Origin of the sequence: Streptomyces sp. NPDC001410, from assembly GCF_042895235.1 — a bacterium.
Lineage (GTDB): Bacteria > Actinomycetota > Actinomycetes > Streptomycetales > Streptomycetaceae > Streptomyces.
This window is the reverse complement of the sequence record NZ_JBIAWE010000006.1, coordinates 122,402-136,508: the sequence shown is the minus strand read 5'-3', so window position 1 is coordinate 136,508 and position 14,107 is coordinate 122,402. Positions and strand designations below refer to the sequence as shown.

15 protein-coding genes are annotated in these 14,107 nt (G+C 72.9%); 5 read left to right on the top strand and 10 right to left on the bottom strand.

Features of this window, described 5'->3' with window-relative positions:
- Positions 1-3 precede the first annotated feature (3 nt).
- Genes ACFY3C_RS14530 through ACFY3C_RS14510 form a run of 5 tightly spaced genes read left to right on the top strand, consistent with a single transcriptional unit; the run spans position 4 to position 5,480 of the window.
- Positions 4-1,179 carry an ADP-ribosylglycohydrolase family protein gene (locus ACFY3C_RS14530; protein ID WP_386574217.1) on the top strand — a complete coding sequence of 392 codons (1,176 nt, stop codon included), beginning with the start codon at positions 4-6 and terminating at the stop codon, positions 1,177-1,179.
- Positions 1,167-2,534, top strand: a complete 1,368-nt coding sequence (locus tag ACFY3C_RS14525; RefSeq protein ID WP_390770956.1) for an ADP-ribosylglycohydrolase family protein — start codon at positions 1,167-1,169, stop codon at positions 2,532-2,534. The genes ACFY3C_RS14530 and ACFY3C_RS14525 overlap by 13 nt, the downstream gene beginning before the upstream one ends.
- Positions 2,531-3,424: a ribokinase gene (gene rbsK, locus ACFY3C_RS14520; protein WP_390770955.1), complete on the top strand. Its 894-nt coding sequence runs from the start codon at positions 2,531-2,533 to the stop codon at positions 3,422-3,424. The genes ACFY3C_RS14525 and rbsK overlap by 4 nt, the downstream gene beginning before the upstream one ends.
- A 2-nt stretch (positions 3,425-3,426) precedes the next feature.
- Positions 3,427-4,671, top strand: coding sequence for a CaiB/BaiF CoA transferase family protein (locus ACFY3C_RS14515; RefSeq protein WP_390770954.1), 1,245 nt, complete (start codon positions 3,427-3,429; stop codon positions 4,669-4,671).
- Positions 4,668-5,480 (top strand): HpcH/HpaI aldolase/citrate lyase family protein, encoded by an 813-nt coding sequence (locus ACFY3C_RS14510; protein WP_386574221.1) that lies wholly within the window; start codon positions 4,668-4,670, stop codon positions 5,478-5,480. The genes ACFY3C_RS14515 and ACFY3C_RS14510 overlap by 4 nt, the downstream gene beginning before the upstream one ends.
- A 68-nt stretch (positions 5,481-5,548) precedes the next feature.
- Here the strand turns inward: ACFY3C_RS14510 and lgt are convergent, their stop codons facing one another.
- The 10 genes from lgt to ACFY3C_RS14460 all read right to left on the bottom strand — a co-directional run bounded on the left by lgt (position 5,549) and on the right by ACFY3C_RS14460 (position 14,097).
- Positions 5,549-6,544, bottom strand: a complete 996-nt coding sequence (gene lgt / locus ACFY3C_RS14505) for a prolipoprotein diacylglyceryl transferase (RefSeq protein ID WP_390770953.1) — start codon at positions 6,542-6,544, stop codon at positions 5,549-5,551.
- Positions 6,545-6,628: 84 nt separating this feature from the next.
- Positions 6,629-7,399 (bottom strand): DsbA family protein, encoded by a 771-nt coding sequence (locus ACFY3C_RS14500; protein WP_386574224.1) that lies wholly within the window; start codon positions 7,397-7,399, stop codon positions 6,629-6,631.
- Positions 7,400-7,486: 87 nt separating this feature from the next.
- Positions 7,487-8,305 carry a tryptophan synthase subunit alpha gene (gene trpA, locus ACFY3C_RS14495; protein ID WP_390770952.1) on the bottom strand — a complete coding sequence of 273 codons (819 nt, stop codon included), beginning with the start codon at positions 8,303-8,305 and terminating at the stop codon, positions 7,487-7,489.
- Positions 8,302-9,585 carry a tryptophan synthase subunit beta gene (gene trpB / locus ACFY3C_RS14490; protein WP_386574226.1) on the bottom strand — a complete coding sequence of 428 codons (1,284 nt, stop codon included), beginning with the start codon at positions 9,583-9,585 and terminating at the stop codon, positions 8,302-8,304. Before trpB ends, trpA begins: the two co-directional genes overlap by 4 nt.
- A 65-nt stretch (positions 9,586-9,650) precedes the next feature.
- Positions 9,651-9,902: a tryptophan biosynthesis modulator TrpM gene (trpM, locus tag ACFY3C_RS14485; RefSeq protein ID WP_390770951.1), complete on the bottom strand. Its 252-nt coding sequence runs from the start codon at positions 9,900-9,902 to the stop codon at positions 9,651-9,653.
- Positions 9,903-9,923: 21 nt separating this feature from the next.
- Positions 9,924-10,733: an indole-3-glycerol phosphate synthase TrpC gene (gene trpC / locus ACFY3C_RS14480; RefSeq protein WP_386574228.1), complete on the bottom strand. Its 810-nt coding sequence runs from the start codon at positions 10,731-10,733 to the stop codon at positions 9,924-9,926.
- A 158-nt stretch (positions 10,734-10,891) separates the two neighbouring features.
- Entirely contained in the window at positions 10,892-11,341 is a 450-nt protein-coding gene (locus ACFY3C_RS14475; protein WP_390770950.1) for a DUF2752 domain-containing protein, read from the bottom strand.
- Between the two features lie 172 nt (positions 11,342-11,513).
- Positions 11,514-11,774, bottom strand: coding sequence for an HGxxPAAW family protein (locus ACFY3C_RS14470; RefSeq protein ID WP_386574230.1), 261 nt, complete (start codon positions 11,772-11,774; stop codon positions 11,514-11,516).
- A gap of 129 nt (positions 11,775-11,903) precedes the next feature.
- A complete protein-coding gene (locus ACFY3C_RS14465) occupies positions 11,904-12,542 on the bottom strand; it encodes a TIGR02234 family membrane protein (protein WP_390770949.1) in 639 nt (212 codons plus the stop codon).
- Positions 12,543-12,618: 76 nt separating this feature from the next.
- A complete protein-coding gene (locus ACFY3C_RS14460; RefSeq protein WP_390770948.1) occupies positions 12,619-14,097 on the bottom strand; it encodes an anthranilate synthase component I in 1,479 nt (492 codons plus the stop codon).
- Between the last annotated feature and the right edge of the window lie 10 nt (positions 14,098-14,107).

Here is a 14,107-nt window from a genome sequence, read left to right as displayed (position 1 = left end):
GGCATGACGCCCATAGGAGAAGAAAACCGCGGGCCCGGCCTGGACGAGCGGATCACCGGAGCCCTGGTCGGAGCCGCCGTCGGCGACGCGCTCGGCGGCCCCGTCGAGGGCTATTCCCCCGACCAGATCACCGACCGCCACGGGGGCCGGGTCCACGGCATCGTCGGCCCCTGGCACGGCGACCACTGGCGCACGGCCCGCCCCATCGCCCCGTACCACAAGGGCGACGGCCACGTCACCGACGACACCTTGATGACCCACGCGCTGGTCAGGGTCTACGCCCGCGTTCGCGACCACCTCGACGCATACGCCGTCGCCGAGCACCTGGTCCCGGACCTGATGACCAACCCGCGCTGGATCCCGGAGCTGGAGGCCGAGGCGCTGCCGCTCCACCGTGTCTTCCTCGCCGAGAAGTGGCTCGTGGCACGGCTGGCCTACGGTCACGTGGACCCCCGGGAAGCGGGCGTCGGCAACATCGTCAACTGCGGTGCGGCGATGTACATGGCCCCCGTCGGCCTGGTCAACGCGGCCGACCCGGCCGGGGCCTACGCCGAGGCGCTGGACATCGCGGGTGCGCACCAGTCGTCGTACGGCCGTGAGGCCGCCGGAGTCTTCGCCGCGGCGGTCGCCGCCGCCACCGCACCGGGCGCGACCCCGGACTCCGTGGTGAGCGCCTGTCTGTCCCTGGCGAAGGACGGCACGCGCACGGCGATCGAGAAGGTCTGCGAAGTGGCGTGCGACCACGGCGACTTCGAGTCGGCCCTGGTCCCCCTCCGGGCGGCGGTGGCCCCGTACGACACGGTCGGCCCCGACTACCGCGCCCCCTCGCTCGGCGCCCGGCGCCCCTCCCGGCTGCACTCCATCGAGGAACTCCCCATCGCGCTGGGCATGTTGCTGGTCGCCGGCGGCGACTACCGCCAGGCAGTCCTGGGCGCGGTCAACTACGGCCGCGACTGCGACTCGATCGCCACGATGGCCGGCGCACTCGTGGGCGCCCTGGGCTCCCCGGTCCCGGAGGACTGGGCGAAGACGGTGGCGGAGGCGAGCCGCCTGGACCTGTGGGAGCCGGCCCGGACCCTGGCCGCGGTCACCCGCGAGGTCTTCGCCCGGGACGTGCGCCGCCGGCGTGCACACGAGCAGGCCTTCGCGGCGCTCGGAGGCACGGCATGCTCCGCCTGACCTGGATCCAGCCTGAGGACCTCCTGGGCCACGAACTCCACCAGGCCCGCCTGGACGGCCGGGAACCGTCGAGGATCGAGGCGAGATGGCGGGCGGCGGGCGGCCTGGAGCCACCGGAGCGCGCGGGCTCCTCACCGCGGCCGGCATCGCGGTACCTTCGGCTGCTGGCGGAGGACCTGCTGGACGAACTCGCCGACCTGCCCGGCCGGTTGACCGACGACGAGCCGACGGACCTGGCCCGTATCAAGGCACTGTGCCCGGACTGGCCCGAACCCTCCGGACGCACCCCACCCACCCTCACCCCCCTCGCCCTCGAAGCATCCTGGCTGGGCCGGGCCATCGGCTGTCTCCTCGGCAAACCCGTCGAGAAGCTGCCCCTGGACGGCATCCGCGCCCTCGCCCGGTCCGCCGGCAACTGGCCCCTGTCCACCTGGTTCACCGCGCGCGGCGTCCCCGAAGACCTGCTCGCCCAGTACCCCTGGAACCGCCGCTCCGCCGCGACCTCCCTCGCCGAGAACATCGACGGCATGCCCGAGGACGACGACCTCAACTACCCCCTCCTCAACCTCCTCCTGCTCAGGCGCCACGGAAGGACCTTCACCACCACCGACGTGGCACGGCTCTGGCTCGACGAACTCCCGCCCGGCCGCACCTTCACCGCCGAGCGCATCGCCTTCCGCAACCTCCTCACCGGCATCGAACCCCCGCACACCGCCCGCCACCGCAACCCGTTCCGCGAATGGATCGGCGCCCTGATCCGCGCCGACATGCACGGCTGGACCAACCCGGGCGACCCCGCGGCCGCCGCCGAACAGGCCCACCGCGACGCGCGCCTCACCCACACCGCCAACGGCGTCTACGCGGCCATGTTCACGGCCGCCACCCTCGCGGCGGCGGCCACCGGCACCCACGACATCCACGCCTGCCTGCACACCGGCCGCACGGTGGTCCCACCCCGCTCCCGCCTGGCGCACGCGATCGACCACGCCCTCCGCACGGCCGGGAAACACCGGGACTTCGACGACGTCGTGGACGAACTCCACGCCGCCTACTCCGCGACCCACCACTGGGTCCACGCCATCCCCAACACCGCCCTGATCGTCGCCGCCCTCACCCACGCGGACGGCGACTTCACCGGCTCCGTCTGCCGAGTCGTGTCCGGCGGCTGGGACACCGACTCGGGCGGAGCGACCGCCGGCAGCGTCGCCGGCCTCCTCGCCGGCACCCCGAGCGCGCTCCCCGAGCGCTGGCGGGCCCCGCTGAAGAACCGGCTCGCCACCTCCGTCGCCGACTTCGACGGCACCGGCTTCGACACCCTCGCCCACCTCACGCACCTGGAGGCGACCCGACCATGACCCACATCGCCGTCCTCGGCAGCACCAACATGGACCTCGTCACCTACGTCACCAAGGCTCCGCAGCGCGGCGAGACCGTGACGGGACGGGAGTTCCGTACGATCCCCGGCGGCAAGGGCGCCAACCAGGCGATCGCCGCGGCCCGCGCCGGCGCCACGGTCTCGATGATCGGCGCGGTCGGCAACGACGCCTTCGGGGTGCGCCTGCGCGACACCCTCGAACACTCCGGTGTGGACACCGACTTCCTGCGCACGGTCGAGGGCCCGTCCGGCACCGCGCACATCGTGGTGGACGCCGAGGGCGGCAACTCCATCGTCGTCGTCCCCGGCGCGAACGGCACCGTCGACCACCTCGCACCCGGCGACGAGGGCGTGCTCGCCTCCGTCGACGCCCTGCTGCTCCAGTTGGAGATCCCGCTGGCCGCGGTCGTCGCGGGCGCGCAGACGGCCCACCGGCACGGCGTCCGCACCATCCTCACCCCGGCTCCCGCCCAGCCGCTCCCGCCCGAACTCCTCGCCGCGACCGACCTGTTGGTCCCCAACGAGTACGAGGCGGTCACCCTCACCGGCCGCACCGACCCGCGGGAGGCGGCCGCCGCCCTGCTCGACCTGGTCCCGGAGGTCGTCGTCACCCTGGGCGCGACCGGCAGCCTGTACCTGGCCCGGGGCGCCGAACCCCTGGTGGTGCCCGCACCCGAGGTGAAGGCCGTGGACTCCACAGGGGCGGGCGACACCTTCGTCGGCGCGCTCGCGGTGGCCCTCGCCGAGGAGAAACCGGTGCGCGAGGCCCTGTCCTGGGCGGCCGCCGCCGCGGCCCTGTCCGTGCAGCGGGAGGGGGCGTCGGCGTCGATGCCGTACCGCCCGGAGATCGATGCGCAGTGCACGGCATGAGCATGAGTACGACCACGAACGCGACGGCGAGTACAACTACGGCTGCGGGTACGGCCCCACGGATCCAGCCCCTCGACGGCCTGCGGGTCCTCGATCTGGCCACCCTCTTCGCCGGCCCCATGGCCGCGACCCTGCTCGGTGACTTCGGCGCCGAGGTGATCAAGGTGGAGCATCCCGGCCGCCCCGACCCGTCCCGGGGGCACGGCCCGGCGAAGGACGGCGTCGGCCTGTGGTGGAAGGTGCTCGGCCGCAACAAACGGACCATCACCCTCGACCTGTCCAAGCCCGGCGGCGGCGCGACCCTGCTCCGGCTGGCCGCCACCGCGGACGTGGTGATCGAGAACTTCCGCCCCGGCACCCTGGAGAAGTGGGATCTGGGCTGGGCGGAGCTGTCAGCCGTCAACCCGCGGCTGATCCTCACCCGGGTCACGGCCTTCGGCCAGTTCGGCCCGTACGCGCACCGGCCCGGCTTCGGCACCCTCGCCGAGGCGCTGAGCGGCTTCGCGGCCCTCACCGGCGAACCGGACGCACCGCCGACGCTCCCGCCGTTCGGACTCGCCGACTCGGTCACGGGCCTGGCCACGGCGTACTCCGTGCTGACGGCCCTGGCCGCACGGGACCGGACCGGCGAGGGGCAGGTCGTGGACATGGCGATCATCGAACCGATCCTCGCCGTCCTCGGCCCCCAGCCCACCTGGTACGACCAGCTCGGCTACATCCAGGAACGCACCGGCAACCGGTCCGCTAACAACGCCCCGCGCAACACCTACCGCACCGCCGACGGCCGCTGGGTCGCCGTCTCCACCTCCGCGCAGTCGGTGGCGGAGCGGGTGCTGCGGCTGGTGGGCCGCCCGGAGCTGATCGAGGAGCCGTGGTTCGCCACGGGCACGGACCGGGCGGCGCACGCCGACGTCCTGGACGAGGCGGTGGGCTCCTGGATCGCGGCCCGCTCCCGCACCGAGGTCCTCGCGGCCTTCGAGAAGGCGGACGCGGCGGTGGCCCCGGTCCAGGACGCCCGGGACGTACTGGAAGACCCCCAGTACCAGGCCCTGGACACGATCACCACCGTCGCCGACCCGGAGCTGGGCCCGCTGCGCATGCAGAACGTGCTCTTCCGGCTGTCCGCCACGCCCGGCGCGATCCGCTGGGCCGGCCGCCCGCACGGCGCCGACACGGAGGCGGTGCTCACCGAGCTGGGCCTGGCCCCGGCCGAGCTGCGCGCCCTGCGCGAGGAGGGCGCCCTGTGACGCCGTTCCCGCTGACCTGGCTCTACGTCCCCGGCGACCGCCCGCACGTCGTGGCCAAGGCGCTGGCCGCGGGCGCCGACGTGGTGGTGATCGACCTGGAGGACGCGGTCGCCCCCGACCGCAAGGACTACGCCCGCGCGGCCACGACCGAGCGTCTCGGCGAGCCGCAGCCCGTCCCGGTCCACGTCCGCGTCAACGCCCTCGACGGCCCCTGGGCGGCCGCCGACCTGACGGCGCTGGCCACACTGCCGGGCGTGTCCGGGCTGCGGCTCCCGAAGGTGACGTCCCCGGGCCAGATCAGGCAGGTCGCCGTGGCCACTCCGGTCCCCCTGTACGCCCTGCTGGAGTCGGCCCTCGGCATCGAGCACGCGTACGCCATCGCCACCGCCCATCCGTCCCTGCGGGGTGTCTCCCTCGGCGAGGCCGACCTCCGGGCCGACCTGGGTGTACGGGCCGACGCGGGCCTCGACTGGCCCCGCTCCCGGGTGGTCGTCGCCGCCCGCGCGGCCGGCCTGGCACCGCCGGCCCAGTCCGTCCACCCCGACATCCGCGACCTGGACGGCCTGGCCGCCTCCTGCGCCCGCGGCCGCACCCTCGGCTTCCTGGGCCGGGCTGCGATCCACCCACGGCAGCTGCCGGTGATCGAGCGGGCGTATCTCCCGACGTCCGCGGAGATCGAGTCAGCCGAAACGATCATCAAGGCCGCGGCGACGAACGAGGGCGCCCAGGCCCTGCCCGACGGCCGCTTCGTCGACGCGGCGGTGGTGGCGGCAGCACAGCGGACGCTGTCATTGGGGCGGCGACACTGAACCTCCCTCCGCACGCACCGAGGGCGCCCGGAAGATTCCGGGCGCCCTCGGTGTCGTACAACCAGCCGTCAGCTCTTCTTCGCCGACTCCGCCTCGTCCTTCGCCTCCACGGCATCCGGCTCGGCCTTGTCCTCTGCCTTGTCCTCAGCCTTGTCCCCAGCCTCATCCTCGACCTCGGCGTCGGCCTTGGCGCCGGCTTCCGCACCGCCGGCTTCGGCGGCTGCGGCGCCCTCGGTCGGACCGTCGGAGGCACCCGGTTCCACCACCGCTTCACGGCCCGGCCGCTTCTTGGCCGACACCACGATGTACGTCACCGCCAGCAGGAACACGATGATCGCGGTCCAGTCGTTGAGGCGGAGGCCCAGGATGTGGTGGGCGTCGTCGACGCGCATGTACTCGATCCAGCCGCGGCCCACGCAGTACGCGGCGACGTACAGGGCGAAGGCCCGGCCGTGGCCCAGCTGGAAGCGGCGGTCGGCCCAGATGACCAGGAGGGCGACGCCGATGCACCACAGGGACTCGTAGAGGAAGGTCGGGTGGTAGTAGCCCGGTACCCGGCCGCCCTCGGAGGAGGTGATGTGCAGCGCCCACGGCACATGGGTCTCGCGTCCGTACAGCTCCTGGTTGAACCAGTTGCCCCAGCGGCCGATGGCCTGCGCGAAGGCGATGCCGGGGGCGATGGCGTCGGCGTAGGCGGGCAGCGGGATGCCCCGGCGCCGGCAGCCGATCCACGCGCCCACCGCGCCGAGCGCGATCGCGCCCCAGATGCCGAGGCCGCCCTCCCACACCTTGAAGGCGTCCACCCAGTCACGGCCCGGGCTGAAGTACAGCTCGTAGTCCGTGATCACGTGGTAGAGCCGACCGCCGACGAGGCCGAAGGGAACGGCCCAGACAGCGATGTCGGCGACCGTGCCGGATCGCCCGCCCCGGGCGATCCAGCGCTTGTTGCCGAGCCAGACGGCGACGAAGACGCCGATGATGATGCAGAACGCGTAGGCGCGCAGCGGAATCGGTCCGAGGTTCCAGACCCCGCGCGACGGGCTGGGAATGTAGGCAAGTTCCATGGCAAGGTCGACGCTACCGTGCCGGGCCGCGGGGACGGCAGGCAGCCCGGCTACGGGTCCATAACGGGCACGTGAGAAACACGCTTACCCGCGGTTCGCGTCCTCCACCATCTGCTTGAGCTTCGCCGGGGTCATCGTCTGGTCCGCGTAGATGTTCTTGCCGCCGAACAGGACGGTGGGCGTACCGCTGAAGCCGCCGGTCTGGAAGGCCTTGTGGGACTTGTTCACCCAGCTGTCGTGGGTGCCGTCCTTGACGCACTTCTGGAACGCGGGGGTGTCGAGGCCGTTCACCTTGCCGGCCAGCTGGATCAGCTTGGCGTTGTCCCCGAAGGCGTCGTCGGTCTCCTTCGGCTGGTTCGCGTACAGCACGTCGTGGTAGTCGCGGAACTTTCCGGCGTCCTGGGCGCAGGCCGCGGCGTTGGCCGCGCGCAGCGAGCCGGTGCCGCCGAGGTTGCCGTCGATCAGCCGGACCAGGTGGTACTCGACTCTGAGCTTGCCCGCGTCGGTGAGCTCGTGGAGCGTGGGCCGGTACATCGTCTCGAAGGACTGGCAGGCCGGGCAGCGGAAGTCCTCCCAGACCGTGAGCGTCGCCTTGGCGCCGTCCTTGCCCACCGGGATCGCGAGACTGTCCTTGCCCTGCGCACCGGAGGGCGCCACGACCGGGCCCGAGCTGGTGGTCTTCTTGCCCGAGTTGGCGGCGATCACCCCGATCACCGCCGCGAGCCCCAGGACGCAGACGACGCTCGCACCCACGATCAGCGCGCGCCGTCGCTTCTCCGCGGACTTCTGCTTCTCGCGCTCGACCGCCAGCCGCTCCCGGGCGGTGCGCTTTCCGTCACGGTTCTTCTCGCTCACACCCCCAGAACGAACCGGGGAGGCGCAGCGCGCCTCCCCGGCTTGAGGTCCACTCGTTCGAGTGACCGAATCTTCCGTTACGGACGGTTACGCCTGTCCGCGTACGCCCTTCGCCAGGTCGCCGGCGAGCCCGCGCACCGCCTCGATGCCCAAGGCGTGGTCCGGGGCGTCCAGCATCCGCTTCACGAACGCCGAGCCGACGATGACGCCGTCGGCGAAGCCGGCGACCTCGGCGGCCTGGGCCGCGTTGGAGACGCCGAGCCCGACGCACACCGGCAGCGGGCTGCCGGTGGCCCGGGTGCGCTCGACCAGGTCGTGGGCCTGGACGCCGACCGACTCACGGGTGCCGGTGACACCCATCAGCGAAGCCGCGTAGACGAAGCCGCTGCCGGCCGCGGTGATCTCGGCGAGCCGCTCGTCCCTGCTGCTGGGGGCGACGACGAAGACGGTGGCGAGACCGTGCTTCTCCGCGTGCTCCCTCCACAGGCCCGACTCCTGGACCGGCAGGTCCGGCAGGATGCAGCCCGCGCCGCCCGCCTCGGCCAGCTCGGCGGTGAAGCGCTCCACGCCGTAGCGGTCGATGGGGTTCCAGTAGGTCATCACGAGCACCGGCTTCCCGGTCGCCTCGTGCGCCTCCCGGACCGTCCGCATGACGTCCGCGATCCTGACTCCGCCGCGCAGGGCGATGTCGTCGGCGGTCTGGATGACCGGGCCGTCGAGGACCGGGTCGCTGTGCGGCAGACCGACCTCGACGACGTCGGCGCCGCCGTCGAAGACGGCCTTGATCGCCTCGATGCCGCCGTCCACGGTCGGGAAGCCGGCCGGGAGGTAGGCGATGAGGGCGGAGCGCCCCTCCGCCTTGGCGGCGGCGAGGGTGTCGTTCAGAAGCTGAATGTTGCCGCTCACTTGGCGTCCCCCTCGATCTCGGCGGTGTCGGCTTCGTTGGCGGCCACCTCGGCGTCGGTGTCGTAGAGGCCGAAGTAGCGCGCCGCCGTGTCCATGTCCTTGTCGCCGCGGCCGGACAGGTTGATGACGATCAGCCCGTCCTTGCCCAGCTCCTTGCCGACCTCCAGGGCGCCGGCGAGGGCGTGGGCGCTCTCGATGGCCGGGATGATGCCCTCGGTGCGCGACAGCAGGCGCAGGGCCTGCATGGCGGCGTCGTCGGTGACCGCGCGGTACTCGGCGCGGCCGCTGTCCTTGAGGTAGGAGTGCTCGGGGCCGATGCCCGGGTAGTCCAGACCGGCCGAGATCGAGTACGGCTCGGTGATCTGACCCTCGTCGTCCTGCAGGACGTAGGAGCGGGAGCCGTGCAGGATACCGGGCTCGCCCGCGGTCAGGGTGGCCGCGTGCTCGCCGGTCTCCACGCCGTGCCCGGCCGGCTCGCAGCCGATCAGGCGGACGCCCTCGTCGGGGATGAAGGCGTGGAAGAGGCCGATGGCGTTGGAGCCACCGCCGACGCAGGCGACGGCGGCGTCGGGGAGACGGCCGGCGCGCTCCAGGAGCTGCCGCCGCGCCTCCACGCCGATCACCCGGTGGAAGTCGCGGACCATGGCCGGGAAGGGGTGCGGGCCGGCGACCGTACCGAACAGGTAGTGGGTGTGGTCGACGTTGGCGACCCAGTCCCGGAACGCCTCGTTGATGGCGTCCTTCAGCGTGCGGCTGCCGGACTTCACGGCGACGACCTCGGCGCCGAGCATGCGCATACGGGCCACGTTGAGGGCCTGGCGCTGGGTGTCGATCTCGCCCATGTAGATGGTGCAGTCGAGGCCGAACAGGGCGCAGGCGGTGGCCGTGGCGACGCCGTGCTGGCCGGCGCCGGTCTCCGCGATGACGCGGGTCTTGCCCATGCGCTTGGTGAGCAGGGCCTGGCCGAGAACGTTGTTGATCTTGTGGGAGCCGGTGTGGTTCAGGTCTTCCCGCTTGAGGAACACCCGGGCGCCACCGGCGTGTTCGGCGAACCTCGGCACCTCGGTGAGGGCGCTGGGGCGGCCGGTGTAGTTGACGAGCAGGTCGTCCAGCTCGCGGGCGAACTCGGGGTCGTGCTTCGCCTTCTCGTACTCGACGGCGACCTCGTCCACGGCGGCGACGAGGGCCTCCGGGATGAACTTGCCGCCGAACGCGCCGAAGTAGCCTTCGACGCTGGGCACCTGGCCGGTGGGGTCAGGGATGAAGAACTCGCTGGGCATGCGGATACCTCACGGTGAGTGGAGTGGTGTGTGAACAGCACTGATCGCCGTGGGGGCGGGGATCGTCAGTCGGCTGCGGGCCCGTTGTGGCTGGTCGCGGCCGCGCGGCGGAGCCGCATGTTCGGGCACTGCCCCGCGCCCCTATAGGTCGGCTGCTGCCATCGCATGCCGTTGACTTGCCCCGGCTCGTCACCGATGACGTACCGCACCCGTCGGCCGTGCACCCTGCGGGCGGGCGCGCGGCAGCCACGCGGGCGGCAGCCGCGCGCGAGGCGGGCGTACCGGTCCGTGGCCGTGGCGGGTGTGGTCGCAGTCATCGCGGCAAGCCTATCCGCTGATCAGCTTCGGCCGTGCCGCAGTGCGGGGTGCTCGCCCGCCGCGACCAGGTCGGAGACAGCCGTCTTCGGGTCCTTGCCGGTGACCAGGGACTCGCCCACCAGGACCGCGTCGGCGCCGGCGTTGGCGTACGCGATCAGGTCGTGCGGCCCGCGCACACCGGACTCGGCGACCTTGACGATGCCCTCGGGGATCTCCGGGGCCACCCGCTCGAAGGTGCCGCGGTCGACCTCCAGGGTCTTCAGGTTGCGCGCGTTGACGCCGATGATCTTGGCGCCCGCGGCCACGGCCCGCTCGACCTCCTCCTCGTCGTGCACCTCGACGAGCGGGGTGAGACCGATGGAGACGGCACGCTCGATCAGCGACTCGAGAGCCGGCTGTTCCAGGGCGGCCACGATCAGCAGCGCGAGGTCGGCGCCGTACGCGCGGGCCTCCCACAGCTGGTACGACGTGACGATGAAGTCCTTGCGCAGGACCGGGATGTCCACACGCGCGCGGACGGCCTCCAGGTCGGCCAGCGAGCCGCCGAAGCGGCGCTGTTCGGTGAGGACGGAGATGACGGCGGCACCGCCCGCCTCGTAGTCCGCCGCGAGCCCGGCCGGGTCGGCGATCGCGGCCAGCGCGCCCTTGGAGGGGCTGGAGCGCTTGACCTCGCAGATCACCTTGACACCGTCGCCCTTGAGCGCGGCCACCCCGTCCTTGGCGGCGGGGGCCTTCGCCGCACGCTCCTTGAGCTCGTCGAGGCTGACGCGTGCCTGCCGCTCCGCGAGGTCGGCACGGACTCCGTCGATGATCTCGTCGAGCACACTCACGCGAGCGGCCCCCTTTCAGACGGTTGTTCCTTCGGGTTCTGAAACCCTTGGTCACTTTGATGGTATCCGCAGGTCCACGATGGGCCTGCATCCGAGCTATACCGGTCCCACCACCTGGACATTCCGTGGACGGGTCCGAGAGCGGTCCGGGAGCCGGTCTAGGGGTGCAGCCAGCCGCTGCCCGGCAGGTTCCGGACCACGGTGAAGACCAGCAGCAACGCGCCGATGCTCCACATCTGTACCCGCCCGAGTTCGATCCGCAGTGGCCGGCCGCGCACCGCGCGGACCACCCAGACGGTCCACAGCACCGCGAAGCCCAGGTAGGCGGCCACGCCCGCCGCGTTGTCGTGCAGGGCGGTGAGGAAGTCGCCGTGGATGAAGGCGTGCGCGCTGCGCAGTCCGCCGCAGCCGGGGCAGTACAGGCCGGTGAGCCGGTACAGGGGGCACACCGGGTAGTGGCCGGGTTCGTTCGGGTCGACCGTGCCGACGTACGCGAAGGCGCCGCCGACGGCCGCGAGCAGGCCGACCGGAAGGGCGAGCCGGCCCCACAGGGCGGGTGGCGGGCTGGTGCGCGGGGCGCTGTGGCTGTCGGCGTTCACGCTAGGCATTCTGCCCCGCACGCCCCGCGCACGCGCGCGAGGGGGCGGGCTCGGCGGCGCCGACTCGCACCGGACCGCGCGTAGCCGTCGGCGACACACGCCGACCGCGCCCCCGATACGCGCGAGGGGCGGCCCGTACCCTCCTCGGGTTCGGGCCGCCCCTCGTGGGAAGCGGTGGTGCTCAGCTCTCGGCGGCGGCCGGCTCGCGGGTCGCGGCGGGGGCCGCGTGCGTGACGGCGAGCGCCTGCTGCTTCGGCTGGCCGAGGCCCATGGCGCGCATCGCGGCGCCCACGACGCCACCGAGGAGCACGAGCACCATGCCGGCCCAGAAGCCCACGGGCTGGGCCATCACCATGAAGGCGCCCGCGACGCAGAAACCGATGAAGGCGATGGTGACGCCGGTCCAGGCGGCCGGGGTGTGACCGTGGCTGCTGCCCGCCATGACTTGCTCCTCGTTGCTGTGTGTCCTAGTCCGAGCCGGACGCTCGTCGTCCATTGTTCCGTACGCGCACGCGTGCCGGACGCTGGGGTGACGTCTGGTTCGCCACATCTGCGCCCCCAGGGGTACTGCTCAGGCGCCGGTCGGGTCCTCGCCCCGGTCCAGGGCCTTCCAGATCTCCTCGGGACGCTCGGGGTCCACCGGTCGCGCCTTGCGCCGCGGGCGGTCGGCCCCGCGCTCGTAGCGGCCGGACATGGCGGGCCACCGGCTGCCGTAGCGCAGGGCGAGCAGCCCGGCGAGCAGGATCAGGACGCCGCCGACGGCCGCGACGTACGGCCAGCCGGTGTGGCTGAGGGCGGCGACCGTGGCCGAGGTGTCGCCGGTGGTCTGCGCGGCCTTCTCGTCCAGCGCGGAGCCGTCGGACGCCCCGACGAGGGCGGCGGCGACGATGCCCGTGCCGGAGAGCGCGAGCAGCGCGGCGACGGCGAGGCGGCCCGCCCCGCGGACGGCGAAGACGGCGACGAGCGCGGCGAGGCCCACTACGGCGAGGGCCGCGGGGACGCCCGTGACGTCGCTGCCCTTGGCGGTCAGCGGGAACGCGCCGCCGGCCACCGTGGCGGTGCCCTCCGCCCAGCGCTGCCGGGTCGCGAGCAGCGCCACGGCCGCGCCGAGCGCACCGAACAGCAGGGCGAGGGCGAGGCTCCGGCGGCCGGACCGGGCGGGCGCGGCGGCTTCGGAACGGGGGTGAGGTACGGCAGTCACGTAGTCCACTATCGCTTGAACCCCGGGCGAACCGTCACCCGGGGTTCACGTCGGACGCTCTCAACCGTCCTTCACCGACCGGCTTCTACCGTCCGAGACGGTTCGCCGTGTGGACGGCCCGCAGTACCGCGGCGGCCTTGTTGCGGCACTCCTGGTCCTCGGCGACCGGGTCGGAGTCGGCGACGATGCCCGCACCGGCCTGCACATAGGCCGTGCCGTCCCGGAGCAGGGCGGTGCGGATGGCGATGGCGGTGTCGGAGTCGCCGGCGAAGTCGAGGTAGCCGACGCAGCCGCCGTACAGGCCGCGCCGGGACGGCTCGAGTTCGTCGATGATCTGCATGGCGCGGGGCTTGGGCGCGCCGGACAGGGTGCCCGCCGGGAAGCAGGCGGTCAGCACGTCGAAGGCCGTACGGCCCTGGGCGACCCGGCCGGTGACCGTGGACACGATGTGCATGACGTGCGAGTAGCCCTCGATGGACATGAAGTCCACGACCTCCACCGAGCCGGGCTCGCAGACCCGGCCGAGGTCGTTGCGGCCGAGGTCGACCAGCATCAGGTGCTCGGCGCGCTCCTTGGGGTCGGCGAGCAGTTCCTCGGCGAGGGCCTGGTCCTCCTGCGGGGTGGCGCCGCGGTGCCGGGTGCCGGCGATGGGGTGGACCATCGCGCGCCCGTCCTCGACCTTGACCAGCGCCTCCGGGGAGGAGCCGACGACGTCGAATCCGTCGAAGCGGAACAGATACATGTACGGGGACGGGTTGGTGGCCCGCAGGACCCGGTAGACGTCCAGCGCGCTCGCCGTGCACGGGGTCTCGAAGCGCTGGGAGGGCACGACCTGGAAGGCCTCGCCCGCGCGGATGCGCTCCTTGACGTCCTCCACGGCCGCCTGGAAGTCGGGGCCGCCCCACAGGGCGGTGTACTCGGGCAGTTCGGAGGGCGGCAGGACGGCCGGGGGCTGGGCGACCGCCCGGGACAGGTCGGTCTCCATCGCGTCGAGGCGGGCCACGGCGTCGGCGTAGGCCTCGTCCACCCCGGTGTCGAGGTCGTTGTGGTTGATCGCGTTGGCGATCAGCAGGACCGAGCCCTCCCAGTGGTCCATGACGGCGAGGTCGCTGGTGAGGAGCATGGTCAGCTCGGGCAGCTTCAGGTCGTCGCGCTCGCCGGGGCCGATCTTCTCCAGGCGTCGGACGATGTCGTAGCCGAGGTAGCCGACCATGCCGCCGGTGAAGGGCGGCATGCCCTCCTGGTGCGGGGTGTGCAGGGCCTGGAGGGTGGCGCGCAGCGCGGCGAGCGGGTCGCCGCCGGTGGGGACGCCGACGGGCGGGGCGCCGAGCCAGTGGGCCTCGCCGTCCCGTGCGGTGAGGGTCGCGGCGGAGCGCACGCCCACGAAGGAGTAGCGGGACCAGGAGCGGCCGTTCTCCGCGGACTCCAGCAGGAAGGTGCCGGGGCGTTCGGCGGCGAGCTTGCGGTAGAGCGCGACCGGGGTGTCGCCGTCGGCGAGGAGCTTGCGCGTGACCGGGATGACGCGTCGGTCGGTGGCGAGCTTGCGGAAGGTCTCGAGGTCCATGGCGGCTGAC